The 18,574-nt window shown below is 50.1% G+C and carries 16 protein-coding genes (1 of these 16 cut by a window edge); 5 read left to right on the forward strand and 11 right to left on the reverse strand.

From position 1 onward, the window contains the following. Positions 1-1,022 carry the 3' portion of a SpoVR family protein gene (locus tag LDO05_RS14065; RefSeq protein ID WP_251376004.1) on the forward strand. It extends 421 nt beyond the left edge of the window, so 1,022 of the gene's 1,443 nt are visible here — the last part of the coding sequence; its start codon lies off the left edge, out of view; its stop codon occupies positions 1,020-1,022. Positions 1,023-1,160: 138 nt separating this feature from the next. Next, on the forward strand, positions 1,161-1,673 hold the full coding sequence (locus LDO05_RS14070) for a DUF3231 family protein (protein ID WP_251376005.1): 513 nt from the start codon (positions 1,161-1,163) through the stop codon (positions 1,671-1,673). Positions 1,674-1,821: 148 nt separating this feature from the next. On the opposite strand, the gene LDO05_RS14075 is transcribed toward LDO05_RS14070, so the two are convergent. Further along, entirely contained in the window at positions 1,822-3,717 is a 1,896-nt protein-coding gene (locus LDO05_RS14075; RefSeq protein ID WP_251376006.1) for a PrkA family serine protein kinase, read from the reverse strand. Positions 3,718-4,006: 289 nt separating this feature from the next. Between LDO05_RS14075 and LDO05_RS14080 the strand changes: the two genes are divergently transcribed. After that, positions 4,007-4,771 carry a DUF2161 family putative PD-(D/E)XK-type phosphodiesterase gene (locus LDO05_RS14080; RefSeq protein ID WP_251376007.1) on the forward strand — a complete coding sequence of 255 codons (765 nt, stop codon included), beginning with the start codon at positions 4,007-4,009 and terminating at the stop codon, positions 4,769-4,771. 217 nt (positions 4,772-4,988) lie between these two features. Here LDO05_RS14080 and LDO05_RS14085 read toward each other — a convergent pair whose 3' ends face one another. Next, positions 4,989-6,182, reverse strand: coding sequence for an aminotransferase-like domain-containing protein (locus LDO05_RS14085; RefSeq protein ID WP_251376008.1), 1,194 nt, complete (start codon positions 6,180-6,182; stop codon positions 4,989-4,991). A gap of 187 nt (positions 6,183-6,369) precedes the next feature. Between LDO05_RS14085 and LDO05_RS14090 the strand changes: the two genes are divergently transcribed. Together LDO05_RS14090 and LDO05_RS14095 are read left to right on the forward strand one after the other, a co-directional pair. Further along, positions 6,370-6,780, forward strand: coding sequence for a hypothetical protein (locus LDO05_RS14090; RefSeq protein WP_251376009.1), 411 nt, complete (start codon positions 6,370-6,372; stop codon positions 6,778-6,780). Next, positions 6,777-7,847: a phosphodiester glycosidase family protein gene (locus tag LDO05_RS14095; protein ID WP_251376010.1), complete on the forward strand. Its 1,071-nt coding sequence runs from the start codon at positions 6,777-6,779 to the stop codon at positions 7,845-7,847. The genes LDO05_RS14090 and LDO05_RS14095 overlap by 4 nt, the downstream gene beginning before the upstream one ends. A gap of 282 nt (positions 7,848-8,129) precedes the next feature. Here LDO05_RS14095 and LDO05_RS14100 read toward each other — a convergent pair whose 3' ends face one another. The 9 genes from LDO05_RS14100 to LDO05_RS14140 form a co-directional block, all read right to left on the reverse strand. Continuing rightward, positions 8,130-8,384 (reverse strand): AbrB/MazE/SpoVT family DNA-binding domain-containing protein, encoded by a 255-nt coding sequence (locus LDO05_RS14100; protein WP_068622459.1) that lies wholly within the window; start codon positions 8,382-8,384, stop codon positions 8,130-8,132. A 231-nt stretch (positions 8,385-8,615) separates the two neighbouring features. Then, positions 8,616-9,080, reverse strand: a complete 465-nt coding sequence (trmL, locus tag LDO05_RS14105; RefSeq protein ID WP_251376011.1) for a tRNA (uridine(34)/cytosine(34)/5-carboxymethylaminomethyluridine(34)-2'-O)-methyltransferase TrmL — start codon at positions 9,078-9,080, stop codon at positions 8,616-8,618. A gap of 119 nt (positions 9,081-9,199) precedes the next feature. Next, positions 9,200-10,288 carry a 3-phosphoserine/phosphohydroxythreonine transaminase gene (gene serC, locus LDO05_RS14110; RefSeq protein WP_251376012.1) on the reverse strand — a complete coding sequence of 363 codons (1,089 nt, stop codon included), beginning with the start codon at positions 10,286-10,288 and terminating at the stop codon, positions 9,200-9,202. A gap of 291 nt (positions 10,289-10,579) precedes the next feature. Next, positions 10,580-12,004 carry a type I glutamate--ammonia ligase gene (glnA, locus tag LDO05_RS14115; RefSeq protein WP_251378732.1) on the reverse strand — a complete coding sequence of 475 codons (1,425 nt, stop codon included), beginning with the start codon at positions 12,002-12,004 and terminating at the stop codon, positions 10,580-10,582. A 229-nt stretch (positions 12,005-12,233) separates the two neighbouring features. Further along, positions 12,234-13,286 (reverse strand): 3-deoxy-7-phosphoheptulonate synthase, encoded by a 1,053-nt coding sequence (aroF, locus tag LDO05_RS14120; protein WP_251376013.1) that lies wholly within the window; start codon positions 13,284-13,286, stop codon positions 12,234-12,236. Positions 13,287-13,563: 277 nt separating this feature from the next. Beyond that, positions 13,564-14,523 carry a 4-hydroxy-3-methylbut-2-enyl diphosphate reductase gene (locus LDO05_RS14125; protein WP_251376014.1) on the reverse strand — a complete coding sequence of 320 codons (960 nt, stop codon included), beginning with the start codon at positions 14,521-14,523 and terminating at the stop codon, positions 13,564-13,566. Between the two features lie 67 nt (positions 14,524-14,590). Then, complete coding sequence (locus LDO05_RS14130; protein WP_251376015.1) at positions 14,591-16,048, reverse strand: HAMP domain-containing sensor histidine kinase; 1,458 nt, start codon at positions 16,046-16,048, stop codon at positions 14,591-14,593. A gap of 2 nt (positions 16,049-16,050) precedes the next feature. Continuing rightward, entirely contained in the window at positions 16,051-16,740 is a 690-nt protein-coding gene (locus LDO05_RS14135) for a response regulator transcription factor (RefSeq protein ID WP_251376016.1), read from the reverse strand. Between the two features lie 189 nt (positions 16,741-16,929). Further along, positions 16,930-18,537 carry a S1C family serine protease gene (locus tag LDO05_RS14140; RefSeq protein ID WP_251376017.1) on the reverse strand — a complete coding sequence of 536 codons (1,608 nt, stop codon included), beginning with the start codon at positions 18,535-18,537 and terminating at the stop codon, positions 16,930-16,932. Positions 18,538-18,574 lie beyond the last annotated feature (37 nt).

The following is an 18,574-nucleotide window of genomic DNA, read 5'->3' on the forward strand; positions in this document are numbered from 1 at the left end:
TCCACGGCACCGATGCGGTGGAGACGTTCGTAGATGCCGTTCTATCTATTCAGGAGCATGTTGATCCTCAGCTGATCAAGCCAAGACGGCTGGATAAGAAACGGTATACCGAGGAGAAAATGCGGAAGATCAAAGAAGGACTCCACGCCAAAAAACCTGCCACTCCGTATGACGATCTATGGTCTATGGATCAGTCGCAGTCAGCGTCCGGTCCGGCCGAGCCGGCCGGGCAGCCCGCGTTCCCTCCGGCACCGGAGAAGGATCTCGTCTGGTTCATTCAGGAATATTCGGAGACTTTAGAAGATTGGCAGCGGGATATCATGAGTATGCTAAGGGAAGAAATGCTTTATTTCTGGCCCCAAATGGAGACCAAGATCATGAACGAGGGCTGGGCCTCGTACTGGCATCAGCGGATTATCAGGGAGCTGGATCTGTCCAGTGAAGAGACGATTGAGTTCGCCAAGCTGAACTCGTCAGTCGTGCAGCCCTCGACTCAAAGCCTGAACCCCTATTATCTGGGACTGAAGATCTTCGAGGATATTGAGAGACGCTGGGATAAGCCGACTCCCGAGGAGCAGGAACGCTTCGGCAGACAGCCTGGCAAGGGCAGAGAGAAAATATTCGAAGTGCGGGAGCTTGATTCCGACATCTCTTTCATTCGCAGCTACTTAACGAAAGACTTAACCCGTGATCTGGATCTCTATGTGTTCCAGAAGCAGGGTTCTGAATGGAAAATTACAGACAAAACATGGGAGACCATCCGTGATCAGCTCGCACTATCCAGAGTGAATGGCGGCGCGCCATATATTGTAGTGCAGGATGGGGATTACCAGCGCAGCGGCGAACTGGTGCTCAGACATCAATATGAGGGGATTGAGCTTGACCTCAAATACTTAGAGCGGACGCTCCCCCATGTATACCGTCTTTGGGGCAAGACCGTGCATCTCGAGACCGTGATTGAGGATAAAAAGGCGATATTCAGCTTTGATGGTCAGAAGCATTACCGGAAGTTCGTAAGCTGAACAAGAGAGGAATATGTCTTCAATCCGTGGGCAACCTGCGGATTGAAGACTTTTTGCCGTGCGGAGCATAGTTCTTAACACGCCTGGGGATTCTAAGCTAGTATTCCACAATATTTCAGTTAAAAAGGAGTAACTTACATGGCTATCTTGGGTGGTAATCCTAAAGACGAACCTCTGCATTATGGTGAAATTTTTGGAGTATGGCAGTTCTCCACGAAGAGCAAGGCAACCCTATCGGGCTATCAGGCTTTTCTGAACCATGCCGGTGACAAGGACTTGAAGAAGATCATCGAAGACCTCATCGATCAAGCGACCCGGGAGATTAAAGAGGCGGACGAGCTTCTGCTGGCGAATGGCATCCCTCCAGCTCCAGCCTTACCTGAAAGGCCATCAGCCGATCTGGAGGAAATCCCGGCAGGCGCCCGTTTCACAGATCCGGAGATTGCTGCATCTATCGCGGCTTCTATATCTATGGGAGTTATTGAATGCAGTCAGATTATCGCCATCTCCATCAGGGAAGATGTGGGTGCTCTCTTCCTGAAGAACCACGGGCTTAAAGCCGCACTTGGCGTTCGGGTTCTCCGCCTGCTTAAGGACAAAGGCTGGCTAATTCCACCTCCTCTGCTGATAAAGAGACCTGAGGAAGTTTAAAGTGTCTTCGCAGCAAAAGGAGTTGTGACAAAAGTAAGTTAAGTTGGCCTCACTCTATTGTACGAGAGGCCAGTTACTCAAAGCAGCACAAAGAGGCCGCCCCTTAAGATCTGGAATCTATTGGGACGGCCTCTATTTAGAACGCTTATTACCTATTCAACAAGCTTCCCACATAGCGCAGCAGCTCATTCGCACATACCGGGCAGTAGTCATGATTCTCGATCAGACGCTTGCTTACTTCATTAATACGCTTAAGCTGGTTCTCATCCGGCGTCTTGGTTGATGTTGTGATCTTGACGATATCTTTCAAATCCACGAACAGCTTCTTCTCAATTGCTTCCCGAAGCCGCTCATGATCGTTATATTGGAACTTCCGTCCCTTTCTGGAATAGGAAGAGATTCGGATCAGGATCTCCTCGCGGAACGCCTTCTTGGCATTCTCGGATATCCCGATCTGCTCCTCAATGGAGCGCATAAGCCGCTCATCCGGATCAAGCTCTTCATCTGTCAGCGGATCCCGGATTCGGGTCCAGTTGCAGAATGCCTCAATATTATCGAGGTAATTCTCGAACAGCGTGCGTGCAGATTCCTCGAATGAATAGACGAAGGCTTTTTGCACTTCCTTTTTAGCCAACTCATCATACTCTTTGCGGGCAATCGCGATAAAATTCAGATAACGCTCCCGTTCTTCGCGTGTGATAGAAGCATGCTGGTCCAGCCCATCCTTAATCGCTCTTAATATATCCAAAGCATTAATGCACTGAAGATCCTGCTTGATCAGCGCACTGGATATCCGGTTAATAACATAACGCGGATCCACACCAGACATGCCTTCATCCAGATACTCATTCTGAAGCTCCTTGAGGTCGGCAATTTTGTAGCCTTCCACCTCTTCCCCATCGTACAGACGCATCTTCTTGAGCAGATCTACCCCCTGCTTCTTGGAGTCTTTAAGACGGGTAAGAATTGAGAAAATCGCTGCAGACCGCAGGGAATGCGGAGCAATGTGGATATGCTTCATATCACTCTGGCCGATGAGCTTGGAGTAGATTTTCTCCTCCTGCGACACCTTAAGATTATAGGGAATCGGCATCACAATCATCCGGGACTGGAGTGCTTCGTTCTTTTTATTTGCGATAAAAGCCTTGTACTCCGTTTCATTCGTATGGGCGACGATAAGCTCGTCAGCACTAATCAGCGCAAATCTCCCTGCTTTGAAATTCCCCTCTTGCGTAAGCGACAAGAGATTCCAGAGAAACTTCTCATCGCACTTCAGCATTTCCTGGAATTCCATCAGCCCCCGGTTGGCCTTATTCAACTCACCATCGAACCGATAAGCTCTTGGATCGGATTCAGAGCCGTATTCGGTAATAGTCGAAAAGTCAATGCTACCTGTGAGGTCGGCAATATCCTGGGACTTGGGATCAGAGGGACTGAAGGTACCAATCCCAACCCGGGCATCCTCTGAAATCTCCAGCCTTGTCACCCTGACATGTTCAATGTTATTATCATATTCCGTCTTGAGCCTCATTTGGCAGACCGGGCATAAATTCCCCTCTATTCGAATTCCAAGCGCCTGCTCCACATCGGGACGCAGTTCAAGCGGAATAAGATGAAGCGGATCCTCATGCATCGGGCAGCCCTCAATAGCATATAAGGCACCTTTATCTGTACGCGAGAACTTTTCCAGGCCCCGCTTGAGAAGCGTGACGATTGTGGATTTCCCTCCACTAACCGGGCCCATCAGCAGCAGGATTCTTTTACGGACATCCAGCCTGCGGGCAGCGGAATGAAAGTATTCCTCCACCAGCTTCTCGACCGCACGATCGAGTCCAAAGATCTCCTGTTCAAAAAACTTGTAGCGTTTTTGGCCATTCACTTCTTCTACACCATAAGATTCAATCATGTCGTATACCCGGGCATGAGCTGTTTTGGCCGGAGACGGGTCTTTCTTCAGCAGCTCGATGTATTCTTTAAAAGTACCGCTCCACGCCAACCGATCACTTTCTGCCCGGTATGCTGCAACGCGTTCAAAAATATCCATGCTTGGTACCTCCTGTGCTTCCGATATGAACTACGCATCTTTGTCTGTCCCTGAGAGCAGTACGCCGTGAGCTTTGACAACGGTTAAAAAAGGATATTACATACTTATGCGAGCTTATACAATTAATTGACGATTTTATCAGAACTATATTTTATACCTATCGGAAAAATGGGTTTATTACGGACATAACTGGCCCACTTCGTTCGCAATTTGAGGCGGGGCCTTATGATATACTTTATATACTATGACTATCCGCGCAGACTTCGCGCCAGGAGAGGAGCACGAACCTATGGCGGTTCAACACGAGACGGAATTGTATAAGCCGCTAAAGCTTTTTTTCGAGGAGCAGGGCTATGAGGTGAAGAGTGAGGTGCGGCACTGTGACCTGGTGGGATTCCGGCCTGATCAAGCCGAACCCCTGATCGTTGAGATGAAGAAGACCTTCAATCTTGCTCTGCTGCTGCAAGGACAGGCGCGGCAGAAGCTGAGTAAGGAGGTCTATCTTGCTGTAGAGCGGAACCGGCAGAAGAAAGGTGCTCATAATCAGCGCTGGGGTGAGATTACACAGCTGTGCCGAAGACTCGGGCTTGGGCTGATTACGGTAACCCACTACAAGACCAAGAAGCCTTTTGTGGAGGTTCTGTGCAGACCGGAAGGAATGGAAAGCTACGGAGGACCAAGACCGGTAAAGACCCGGGTTGCCCGGCTGACTAATGAGTTTCGGGAGCGAAGCGGGGACTACAATGTTGGAGGAAGCCGCGGACAAAAGCTGGTAACGGCTTATCGCGAAAAGGCGCTTCGGGTAGCCGAGGTCATGTCTCGCGTCGGCGGGCAGATGTCTCCGCGGGAGATCCGCGATCAGAGCGGTGTAGGTACCACTGCTGATATTCTGCAGCGCAACTATTACGGCTGGTTCCAGAGGATCAGCCGCGGGCGTTACAGCCTGACTCCGGCAGGACTTGCTGCGCTGGAGCAGTATGAGCAGGTGACGGCAAGCCATCGCCAATTCGCGGCCGCTGCAGAAATAGAAGACGCCACGCTGCTGTTAGACTGATGCTGGACACGAATGAAGTCCTATAACCGCGGGAGCCTGCCCTGAAGCTTGGTGAGTGGGCATGAGAATTAATCAACATTGAGAAATCAATCAGGTATGATATTTATCCAGTATGAGAATAAAAGTGAACGGGTCAAGTGAAGATCGGATCTGGCAGACACCGATTGCGCCCGCAAATACGATCACTTTCCAGCAGCACGGACTTCCAGCAGCGTGGCTATCCTTCCCAGCGGGCCGTGAACTCCTCAGCGGCATCGCAGATCCGCTGAAGCCCCAGCCGCAGCCGCGGCCGGCTCTGCTCCGCCAGCGACAAACGCAGCGTCCGCGGATTCCCCGCTCCCGCATAACACCGCGCGCCGGGCAGGAACGCCGCGCCCTTGAGCCGCGCCGCCCTAAGCAGGGCGGCGCTGTCCATCCCTGTCGGCAGCTCCGCCCACAGGAAGCGTCCGCGGCCGGCAGCGTGCTGGCAGGCAGCCCCGAGCGCCCGGCTGCCTGCCAGCACAGCAAGAGCCTCCGCTCGCCGCGCAGCGTACTCGCGGTTCAGCGCCGCAGCATGCTCCGGCCAGCTGAAGCCAGGCCGCACCAGCATCTGCGCCGAAGCCCCCGCCGGGCAGCTTATGCCTTCCGCGCTGCCCCGCCCCTCTCTCGCCTCCTTCAAGCGCTGAATCAGCGCCTCATTCGCTCGAATCCATCCGGCCTGGATGCCATGACCATCCAGGGACACGAGCTCGGCAATACGTCCGCCAAATCCCTGGTCTCTGCCGATCTCGTACAACGAACATTCTTCCCTTCCCAGCTCCACTGGTTCAGCAGCAAAGGGAGCCTCTGCGCTGCTTCGGTCTGACAAGAGCCATATATCTGCTTGCCCAGCGATCTCTACAATCTCCCGTCTGCGTTCAACACTCCACGAACTCCCTACTGTGTCCGAGCAATCAGGAGTGATATATATGAGTACAGGCTTATGCATGGCAATGCGGCTTCTCCACTCATCTGACAGCATGCCTTCCGCGTCGCAGCCTGCTTGAATGACCTTCACCTGTCTGCGAAGGAGAGCGGCAAGGACCACAGGTGAGACGGGAGTCTCTGTAAGCACGGTCTCCCCAGGCTTCAGCAGTTCCTCGAACAACAGCTCCACAGCCTCTTCTCTGCCGTTTGTCAGCAGCAAGGAAGTTCTCTCTGCGTAAGTTCGTTCATGATTTCCGAAAGCTCCTGTAATGAAGCCCGTTAAATGAGAAATCCATGGTTCCCCTAACCTGCTTGGTGTAGTGTAAGTCCCTGATTCGGCCTCCCCCTCACTTATGCTCCATATCCCCTTCTTGCCGGAAGGATATAGCTCCTTCTCTATCCCATCACCCGCAAGCGACACAAAATCTCGTTCCTGTTCTACGTGCCACAGATCCCCCTGGTTCATACCTGCACCGCTCCTCCCGGATTCAGATTTAGATTTAGTGTATGAGAAAGTCTGTCTCTCTTCTCCATAGTCATGAAATAATTTTGTCTCATAAACTTTGAAAACATTTACATATTTTGCGAACAAGAATAGGGAATGTTAAAATGAAATTTGGTGAAAATTCATAAAATTCTTTGAGGTGATACACATGTCTTACTCTACGGAGCCTGTTTCCACCCCTACTTCAGCGCGCAGCAAGAGAACCCGGGGAACGTCCGTAAAGGTGTTTCTCGTAATCTGGCTGCTGCTTATCGGTATAGGTATAGCGGCAACCTACTGGTACAGCCATCATCTGCAGCAGTCCATGCTCTCCACTCTCGATGCCAAGTGGCAGGCTCAGACGAATGCGATCAAGGCCGATTACAATTCTAAATTGTCCTCGTTATCGAAGGAAGTTAACCAGCTGGGCAGTAAGGTTCAGTCATTTAATGAGCTGCTCACCTTCACGAAAGATAATGCAAGCAATAAGACCGACAACAGCAACAAGCTCTACACCCAGCTTAATGAAGTCAAGAAGCAGCTGAATACACTTCAGAGCAAGATGGAGCTGCTCAAATGAACATCCAGGCCAAACAGCTAAACCGGTTCTTCTTGCTTGCAACCGCCCCCTTCTTCGGGCTGATTCTTGCCCTTCTTCTCGGAAGTGTACGGCTGGACTGGGAGGGACAGCCTGTGAAATTAGCTGCTCCGGCTGAACTTGATCAGCAGGTGAACCAGGTGTCTACCGCTATATCAGACGCCGAGGAGACCGCGAAATATACAATTTCAACGATTCGCAAATCGGCTGCCTTGTATCAGAAGACGACCTCAGCCATGGCTCAGGTGGTCACCGCTGCCCGGAAGACTTCCAGCCGGCCTGAAGCGATATATGACCGGCGCATCACTTCCAAGTTCGGTTCGTCGCCTTATGAGACCGTACAAAGCGACAAAATACGGATCGAACTGTACAAGATTAACCCTGGCAGCTATAAAGGCTATGCTATGAAGATCAAGCTGAAAGATCCTTCAGCTATGAAAATGGCGGTTGCCGCAGACAAGCTCGGCTCTTCGGAGACCACGATGCAGGCGGTCAAGCACAGCGGAGCTATCGCGGGAATTAATGCAGGAGGGTTCGCGGATTCAGGAGGCAAGCGCTATCCGCTGAGTACAACGATCCAGAACGGCAAATACCTGACCGGCTTCCAGCCAAGCTTCAAGGACTTGTCCTTTGTCGGGCTTAACCAGTCAGGCAAGCTGATTGGGGGTAAGTTCTCCAGTCAGTCACAGCTGGACAAGCTCAAGCCCTTGTTCGGGGCTACCTTCGTCCCGGTCCTTCTACAGAATGGGACCAAAACCCCAATTCCCCAGAAATGGCTGACCTCTCCCTACCGGGCGCCCCGCACGGTGATTGGCAGTTACAAGGATGATCAGCTTCTGGTGCTTGTGGTGGATGGATATGATGAGAATGGACATTCGGGAGCCTCCCTGCCAGAGCTGCAGGACAAGCTCTATAACCTCGGCGTGCAAAGTGCTTACAATCTGGACGGCGGCGGCTCCACTTCATTGATTCTGGGCGGCAAGGTGGTTAACAAGCCTTCCGACGGCGCCCTGCGGCCGGTCCCTACTCATTTTTTATTTTTCAAATAATATAGCTTTTAATTTTGTTCATGTGATGGTTATAATAGGAGTAGAGAGTATACGTTGGAGGTGGCTGCATGTCCTTTTCACTAACATTCTGGATTGTTTCATTAGTGTTTGCCTTGTTCGTAGCCGGAATCTTAACTGCATCCTATAACGATGACAAGACCAAAGGTTTATAAGAGGTTGGATTGAAGAAGAAGCCCTTCCAGAGGAAGGGCTTCTTCTTTTATTCTTCTTCCATGTTAAGAGGCACCGCAGAATTCTGCGGTGCCTCTCGTAACACGCAACTTACGCGTGTCGTGGCAAGTGATTCATTTCAACCAGGCATTGGCCACAAATCGACCGTTCTTTGAACTCGCTTACATCTTCCATATTGCCGCAGAATACACATTTGGGACGATAACGTTCAAGGATAATATGATCGCCCTGCACGAGAATTTCGACAGGATCCCCTTCATTCATTTGATATCTCTTGCGAAGCGATTTGGGTAAGACGATTCTCCCCAGTTGATCCACTTTACGGACCACACCAGCAGGTTTCATAAAAAAGCACACCTCTCCCGAAAAATATAAACAGACCGCGCATTTATAGGGTTCTTTCCTGAGGATATAATAAAGCATCCCCTTATATATATCGGCTAGAAAAGAAAAAGATGGAAGGTCTCTGAGTAAATATAATTCGTCATTTTTTTACTAAATCCTGCTGGGTCATCTCGAATTTGTGAAAAATCTTTTGAAATTCGCAACTTTGGTCGTATTTACAACCCGCAAACTCTATTCCATCCCAGGAAAATTCAATTGTCTGAGCGCTTCATACACAATAATCGCAGCAGAATTCGACAAATTCAGTGACCGGACTTTATCCGTCATGGGCATCCGGATTAGGCTGTCCGGGTGAGCCTGGAGGATTTCAGGCGGAAGCCCCTTGGTTTCTTTTCCGAACACGAAGAAATCACCATCCTGATACTGGAAGTCACTGTATCTCTGATCTGCCTTGGTGGTGGCGAAGAAGAATCTGCTCCCTTTATACATTTCCTCGAGCTCAGCAAAAGAATCATGATATTCAATATGGACAGCATACCAGTAATCAAGCCCGGCACGCTTAAGAGTCGCGTCATCCGTACGGAATCCAAGAGGACGTACCAGATGCAGGTGAATTCCGGTTGCTGCGCAGGTACGGGCAATATTTCCGGTATTTGCCGGTATCTCGGGTTCCACAAGTACAATATGTAAGGCCATGATGAACAAAGCACCTCTCTCTACAAAATCACTAGAAATACATCCTAATATTATATCATACAGCAAAAAAGATGATACCCGGAACTTAGGATATCATCTCTTGCTTCTTGCGCCAGAACTTAGCCGTTCTTTCTTTGGAATTCTCCCATGAAATCAACCAAAGCTTCGATGTGCTCGTAAGGTACAGCGTTATAGATCGAAGCACGCAAGCCTCCAACACTGCGGTGGCCTTTAAGTCCTACAAAGCCTTCCAGCTCAGAAGCCTTGATGAATTGCTTCTCAAGCTCTTCAGATGCCATACGGAAGGTTACATTCATGTTAGAACGGCTGTCACGATCTGCGAAGCCGTGGAAGAATCCACCACTGTTATCAATTGCATTGTAGAGAAGCTGAGCTTTCTCACGGTTCTTGGCCTCTATTCCGGCCAGGGAACCTTGTTCCTCGATCCATTTAAGCACCTGGTTCACCATATAGATTGAGAAGGATGGAGGAGTGTTATATAGAGAGTTGTTCTTGGTGTGTGTATCATATCTGAACACGGTTGGAATGTGCTTCGGTGAATTCTCAATTAGCTCTTCACGGGCAATAACTACGGTTACGCCTGAAGGACCAAGGTTCTTCTGTGCACCCGCATAGATCATTCCGAAATTCTTCACGTCTATGGAACGTGACAGGATATCGCTGGACATATCCGCAATCAAAGGCACACTTCCTGTATCCGGGAAGGCTTGGAACTGCGTACCTTCAATCGTCTCATTAGAAGTTAGATGCAGGTAAGCCGCATTCTCAGGCAATTGAAGCTCCGCAAGGTCTGGAACAGACTTGTATTGGTTGTCTTCAGAAGAAGCGGCAATGAATGTCTCGCCAATTAATTTGGCTTCACTGATCGCTTTGTTGGCCCAGCTGCCTGTCTTAACATAACCTGCAGTCTTGCCCTCACCAAGCAAGTTCATCGGAAGCATAGCGAACTGGGTGGATGCTCCGCCTTGCAGGAACAGAACCTTGTATCCTTCCGGATTGCCAAGAAGGTTCAGAAGACGGCTCTGAGCCTCATTGTGTACTCCCTCATAGACCGCTCCACGGTGGGACATCTCCATAATCGACATTCCATTATCCTGATAATCGACAAATTCAGCTTGGGCACGTTGAAGCACTTCCAAAGGCACAGCTGCAGGACCTGCATTAAAATTGTAGGCTCTCTTACTCATTGGACTCCCATCCTCTCTCTTCATCAAAGTAAGTTGAATATGACGGTGCATAGTTACGGTTTACTATAGCAACATTCTATCGATGCATCAAGAACATATTGGACAACTTTGGACAAGTTTGCAGAATTGACACATTAACGCTTTATCTTGTGAAAGAGCAACTGACGCTCTGCGTGGACTATTCAAGGATTCAGCAAGGTCTCTTACAGCAAAAGAGGCCGTCCCTCAGGTTCGAATTGACCTTAGGAACGGCTCCTCAGCTATCATATTACTATGCTGATCGGACTTCGATTACAGATCGTAGTATAGTCCGATTTCATGCGGATGTACGCGCATGGCTACAGCTTTTGCTTCTTTACGCTTCAAGGCTACAAAGTTATCAATGAAGTCTTGTGTGAATACGCCGCCTTCAGTCAGGAATTCGCAGTCGGCAAGCAGTGCGTCAAGAGCCTCATCCAGGGAAGCTGGAACGCTGCGGATTTCTTTCTTCTCGGCATCAGACAGATCGTAAATATTTTTGTCAAATGGTCCGTAGCCCTGCTTTTGCGGGTCAATTTTGCGTTTGATTCCGTCAAGACCAGCAAGCAGCATCGCTGAGAATGCCAGGTAAGGGTTAGCCGTGGAGTCCGGTGTACGGAACTCGATGCGGCAGCCTTTAGGGGTTACAGCCGCTACCGGGATACGAACTGCAGCGGAACGGTTACCTTTGGAATATACAAGGTTAACTGGCGCTTCATAACCAGGTACCAGACGCTTGAATGAGTTGGTACTTGGGTTGGTGAAAGCAATCAGAGCTGGGGCGTGGTGCAGGATACCCCCGATGTAGTGAAGAGCCATTTCACTCAGATTCGCATATCCGCCTTTTTCATAGAAAAGAGGTGTGTCGCCATCGAAGATAGATTGGTGAACGTGCATACCACTGCCGTTGTCACCGAAGAGAGGCTTTGGCATAAAGGTTGCTGTCTTGCCAAATTGTTGTGCTGTATTATGAACGATGTATTTATATACCATCAAATTATCGGCAGTTTTGAGAAGGGTGTCGAAACGGAAGTTGATCTCTGCTTGTCCTGCAGTTGCCACTTCGTGGTGATGACGCTCAATACGAAGTCCTGCTTCTTCAAGCAATCTGCACATCTCACTACGGATATCCTGCTGCTTATCGGTCGGCGCTACAGGGACATATCCACCTTTAACAGGTACTTTGAAGCCGAGGTTACCGCCCTCTTCATCACGGCTTGTGTTCCAGCCAGCTTCTTCGGAATTCACTTCATAGTAAGAGCGGTTCATGCTGCTCTCATGACGTACATCATCGAAGATAAAGAACTCGGATTCAGGTGCGAAGAATGCTGCTGTTCCTACACCGCTCTTCTTCAAGTATTCTTCGGCGCGAACAGCAATACTGCGGGGATCACGCTCATAACGGTTACCATCCGGGGTGAAGATATCGCAGAGAATGTTCAAGGTAGGATGTGCTGTAAAGGGATCAACAAAGCATGAGCCCGGATCCGGCATCATAACCATGTCAGATTCTTCGATACCACGGAATCCCGGGATGGAAGAACCGTCAAAAGCTACACCATTTACAAAAGTTTCTTCATCAACCTCTTTGGCTGGGAGACTGATGTGGTGTGCACGACCCGACAGGTCTACAAAACGGAAATCCACCCACTCAATTTGTTTCTCCTCAATAGTCTTCAAAACCTGCTGTACTGACATCATTAATCCTCCCAATCACGAACATTAAAGCAAGTAGTAACATTTAACGTTCATACTATATATTTTCTGTCGTCATTATAATCCCAAGCAAAAGCATCCGTCAATAGTTATGTAAGGTATTTTTATGATCCATGTCAGGTATCATCACATTGCTTAATATTGTAGATAGATAAGAGCCCTGCGCTATACAGCGAGGGCTCTTGTCTTGTATCAATTTACTAGAAGTATTCTAGACTTGCACAGGGTTTGCAGCTGCCTTAGATGCGGTAAATGTCCGGCCGACAATCGGCGCCAGCTTCTCCAGATCCTGCAGAAGGCCAGCGAATTGATCCGGGAACAGAGACTGTACACCGTCCCCGGTCATCGAATTATCAGGATCTGTATGCATTTCGATAATCAGGCCGTCCGCTCCAGCAGCTACGGAAGCCTTAGCCATCGGCTCCACCAATTCCCGTCTTCCCGTTCCGTGACTTGGATCCGAGATGACCGGCAGGTGGCTGAGCTGCTGCAGTACTGGAATTGCGGACAGATCTAGTGTATTCCGGGTGTAAGTCTCAAAGGTACGGATGCCCCGCTCGCACAGCATGACATCCGGGTTGCCACCCGCAAGAATGTATTCGGCCGCATTAAGCAGCTCATCATATGTCGCGCTGAATCCGCGCTTCAGCAGGACCGGACGGCCGCAGCTCCCCAGCTTCCGAAGCAGATCAAAGTTCTGCATATTCCGTGTTCCAATTTGGAGAATGTCGGCATATTCGGCACATACATCAACATATTCAGGTGTCATAACCTCCGTGATCGTCAGCAGGCCATGCTTCCTCCCTGCTTCGGCCATCATGATCAATCCTTCCACACCGACACCCTGGAAGCTGTACGGGCCGGTACGCGGCTTGAATGCTCCTCCGCGCAGTACTTGGCCGCCGGCGGCCTTGACCAGGCGTGCGATTTCGTCAATCTGCTCCGGAGTCTCAACGGCACATGGCCCTCCCATAACAACAAGCTCTCCTCCGCCGATTTTGACATCACCCATGGTGATAACTGTATTCTCCGGGTGGAAGTCGCGGCTGGCAAGCTTATAAGATTTGGAGATCTTGACCACGTTCTCAACATCCTTCATCTGGCGCAGATGCTCTGCAAGCTTAGGTTCAATATGTCCAATCAAGCCAATTACGGTACGATCATTGCCGCGGGATACATGCGCCTGCAGTCCCACATTCTCTATGACTGCGATAATCTCCTGGAGGCGCTCCTCGGGGGTCTGGTTAGAAATAATTACGATCATATTCATACTTCCTCTCGTAAGGTCTATAGTCTCACACGCTTATTAATTATTATAATTAAACCAAAGTCATACTTTCTCACTTAAACGCTTGTTTGCTTTTAAGCTTTTAAGCTTTTATGCTTTTAACCACTAAAGCAAATATACAGGATATTTACTCCTTCGTCAAGATACGGAATGAGCTATTTTGGCGACATGACCGTGGTACCGGATCGGCAGCTATAACAGACCCCTTCCCAACATAAAAAAGCGCCCCTTGCAGGGCGCCTTCGAAGCCTGATTATATAGTCTTAGCCGTATTCTTATCCTTAACTGGAGGAAGCAGCTTCTGCATATTCACCGTACGCACAATCTCCCAAGTCTCGGGCCGGTCAGGGTCATACTGCTCCAGATACGCGATAACCTCCTTGGTAATCGGAGTTGGCGTGGATGCGCCGGACGTGACTCCGACTTTCTTGACCCCCTCCAGCCATTCCCGCTTAAGTTCGGTCACATCCGCGATCCGGTAAGCTGTTACGCCTGCAATCTCCTCCGACACCTGAGCCAGACGGTTGGAGTTATTGCTGCGCGGATCTCCAACTACAATCACAAGATCCGTCTGGCCGGCCTGCTCAGCCACAGCCTCCTGCCGAACCTGGGTGGCCAAGCAGATCTCATTATGCACTTCAGCCCCCGGGTACTTCTCAACCAGCTTCTTGATAATATGCTTGATATCCCACTGGCTCATTGTAGTCTGATTCGTAATGATAATCCGGTCCGCGGTGAGGTTCAATTGGTCAATCTCCTCTTCCCGCTCGATAAGATGCACATGCTGGGGTGCGATCCCAATCGCTCCTTCGGGCTCGGGATGTCCCTTTTTGCCAATATAAATAATCTCGTACCCCTCAGAGACCTTCTCCTCAATAAGGACATGGGTCTTGGTCACATCGGGACAGGTGGCGTCCACCGTAGTCAGTCCCTTATCTCTGGCAATCTTCCTTACCTCTGGAGACACCCCATGGGCGGTGAAAATTACGGTGCCTTTGTCCACCTGACTTAGAATCTCCAGCCGGTTAGGACCATCCAGCGTGATGATACCCTCATCCTCAAAAGAATTGGTTACGTGGCTGTTGTGAACAATCATACCCAGTATATAAATCGGACGAGGAAGATCAAGGTTCTTGGCCGCCTGACGGGCCAGGACCATTGCATCTACAACGCCGTAGCAATAACCGCGCGGTGAAATTTTGACGACTTCCATGGATTATACCCCGCTTTCTTGGAGCTGCACTTTAGAACTCCCTTTAACAAACACCTCTAATTATACTCTATTGGAGCGGGGTCGGGAAGGCTGGGAGCCAGATAACAAAGGCTGTGCCCTCCCCCTTCCGGGAGATGACCTCCACAGATCCGCGGTGCTCGTCGATGATCCACTTGGCGATCGAGAGCCCGAGTCCTGTCCCCTGGGTTACCCCCCGGGACGGATCTGCCCGATAAAACCGTTCAAATATGTGCGGAATATCCTTCTGATCCATACCAATCCCTGTATCTGCGATTCGGATACCGATCTGGCCGCCTACCCGCACCGCATCAATCATCACTTTACCTTGGGGTGTATACTTGAAGGCATTCTCAATAAAGATGAACAGCATCTGCTGCAGATAGTCCCGGTTACCTTCCACATAAATGCCATCAATTGCCGAGAGATCGCCCTGAACCCAAGCCGCGGAACGGGTAAGGAACTGGGATCTGCGGATGACGTCCTGTACAATCGGAGACATAAGCAGCGGCTCCTTGGTAATCGTCTGTCCCGTATCAGCCCGGGCCAGGGAGAGCATATCATTCACGAGCCGGCTCATCCGCTTGGATTCATCAGCGATATCGCTGATGGCTTCCATCGATAGACTGCGAAGACTTTGCTCGTCCATTTGAAGACGTCCCTCCGCCTCCTGATCCCAGGCTTTCTTCAGCAGATCGACATTCCCACGTATGGTCGTCAGCGGTGTTCTCAACTCATGGGAAGCGTCTGATACGAATCTGCGCTGGGTAGCATAGGCTTCCTCCAATTCCTTATAGAACCTGTCTGTTCTTGATAACATCTGGTTCACCGTGCCAATCAGCTGCCCAATCTCATCATTGGGCCCCTCATAGTCTATACGGACACTGAGGTCATTACCCGTCTGAATCTGGTTAGCCGCTTCAATGACCTTGCCTATCGGACGCATTGATTTGCGGGCCAGGAACAGTCCTAAGGTAGAAGCACACAGCACAGTAATGAAGAATCCGAATACAAGTACTGTTTTCATCTGATCCATGAGGCGGTCTTCAGACATGGTATTCACAGCCAGAGACAGTACACCGAAGGGCTGGTCGGCTGAGGGCACAGGCAGTTCAAACAGGATAAAGGAATAGCCGTTCTTGGTGTACACAGAGAACTCCCCGCCATTAACCAGGGAATTCGGCTTGGGCACAGGCAGACTTAAATTGCGGTCCTGCAGGGCAGGCGCCAGGCTTGTAATCCCTGTACCATAGAAGCTGTATATCTGCCAGGAAATATTGTTGTCTTCCAGCCGGTTCTTCTGATCCCTGCTTAACTGAAGGTCAATATTCTGTCCGTCCGTATAAGTGTCCAGATTGCGTATTTGATTCGCCTGCTCCACGATCTTCCTCTTGACCTCAGAGTATATGTTATAGCGTACAAGTCCATAGATCGAAGCTCCGAACAGCACCAGAGTTACGGCCAGTATGCAAGTATACCATGCGGTCAGCCGCCATCTTATGGACATGGTTAGGAGTCTCCTCTTAGAATATAACCGGCTCCACGGATCGTCTGAATGACCCGCTTCCCGCCCTGCTCCTCCGTCTTTTGCCTGAGCATAGCAATATAGACCTCCAGAACGTTCGATTCCCCGCTGTAATCGTAGCCCCAGATTTTGTCCATAATCAGATCCCGGGTAAGGAGCCGCTTCGGATTCTGCATGAACAAGTACAGCAGCTCGAACTCTTTGGCGGTTAGTTCAAGTCTGCGCCCGGCTCTTAGGACTTCCCTGGAATCATAATCCAGAATGATATCCTCAAATACGAGCCGCTGGGCTTCCCCGTCCGCCGCGTTCTCTTTGCGCCGCAGCAAGGCCCTGACCCTGGCCAGCAGCTCTTCCAGAGCGAATGGCTTCACCAGATAGTCATCGGCACCCAGATCAAGTCCCTTGACCCGGTTCTCTACCTCATCCTTGGCGGTAAGCATGAGAATAGGGACGCTGCTCCCCCCCTCGCGAATCCGCCTGCAGACCTCAAATCCATCTACCTGCGGCATCATCACATCCAGTACGACCAGATCAGGATCTGCCGTCAGCATCATTTGAAGCCCTTCCATGCCATTAGGGGCGGAATGCACATCATAGCCTTCAAAAGCCAGACCGCGCCGCAGCATCGATATAATTTTCTCATCATCATCAATGATTAATATACTGGATCTCATGGGACCTCTCCTTTTGCAACCCAGCCCCGAGGACTGGTCCATCTCTACTACCTGTATTGTATCAAAATACTTCCCTGTAATTAAAACTATAGACCAGCATTGCTGTTCTTTTGGTGCTACAACAAGAAGCGGTAGGGTTCTCCCTGCCGCTTCTGCTTCATACGTGCCTGGTATATCAGCCCATCAGTCCTATTGAAGATTCTGGAAGCTGTTCTTGTCGCCGATCGTAACGGTAACATCCAGTTTAGTATCATTACGCACCACGTTCAGCTTAACTTTGTCTCCGACTTTATGAGTCTGAATATAAGCAATCAGATCTTCCTTGGTTGCATAGTTCTTGCCGTCAGCACCGGTAATAATATCATATGGGCGCAGATCCGCAATGTACGCGGGAGATCTGTAGACAATCTCGGAGACTACAGAGCCTTCCTTGACACTCGTTCCCATTTGCTTCGCAACCTCGTCCGTTAAGGTCATTAATGAAGCCCCGATGAAAGGTACCGGCTTCTTGGGAATTGCCTGATTGTTCTTCAATTTATCAAGAACTTCATTAATTGTGCTTGTCGGAATCGCAAAGCCAATCCCTTGAGAGTTCTCGCTCACTGCCACATTGATCCCGATGACCTCGCCTTTCAGGTTCAACAGAGGTCCCCCGGAGTTACCCGGATTAATCGAAGCATCTGTCTGCAGCAGATTCTCATATTTGCGGTCCTTCTCCCCATTCTCACCGGCTATGGCAATTTCACGATCCTTGGAGCTGAGAACACCGGCTGTAACCGAATGATCGAAGCCTTGCGGGTTACCGATAGCTACCAGCCATTCACCGACTTTGGTATTATCCGAGCTGCCAAGCGGAATGGAAGGGAAGTCACTGCCTTCAATCTTGAGAACGGCCAAATCCAGGTCATAGCTTGTGCCAAGCACCTTAGCTTCATAAGGCTTATTGGTGCCTTGAACCGTTACCTGTACAACCTCCGCATTATGGACTACGTGCTCATTGGTCAGAATGTAACCTGTTTTGTCAAAGATAAAGCCGGATCCAAGTCCTGTCGGTACAAGCTGATCACCTTGTGAAGAGGAGCCCGAACCGCTATCTTCGCCTCCGCTCTGCCCTCTGTCTCCGAAGATACCGCTATCCCCACCGAAGAAGAACTGGTTGAACGGATCTGTATTGCTGTTCCCCCGGCTTTGCTTGCTTGACTTCACCAGCGTCTCAATCTTGACTACGGCAGGCCCGGCATGATCTACGACGTCACTGACATCACCCGGATTGGTCATAGGGAATACAGCCTGCATGTTCTTTGAACCCGTGCTCTGCTCAGGCTGTGCCGTACTGCTGCTGGCAGGATACGCAGCGACTGGAGTCGCCGCCTGGTCTCCTGTGAACAAATTCTCTTTGTCCGCATAGAACATCCCGCCTCCAAGAATCAACATTCCGGCTAAAGCTCCGGCAACGAATGATTTCAAGGATGATTTGGATTTGGGCTTGCTGTTATACTGCCAATTTCCATTCCCATTCGCACCGCTGCCGGAACCAGACCCCTGTGATCTGGCGCCGCTCTCGTTAGACGGGCGGATATCATAAGGGGTCATGAGCGTTCTCACCGGCTGGGGCGGTGTAATTTCAACGTTGTTGGGCCGGGAAGAATCATCTCTATCGCCTTCCCTATTATCTTGACCGTACGATTGGAAAGGGCCATATGAATAATATGATGATCCGGATTCTTCTGGCTGCTGCGGCTTCTCAGGCGGGTTATCTCCAAAGCTGTGTCCGGGCTTATTTCTTTGTTCGTCCATGGTTGAGCATCCTCCTTATCCCATGTATGTAAGGGAT

The organism is Paenibacillus sp. YPG26, assembly GCF_023704175.1.
GTDB lineage: Bacteria > Bacillota > Bacilli > Paenibacillales > Paenibacillaceae > Fontibacillus.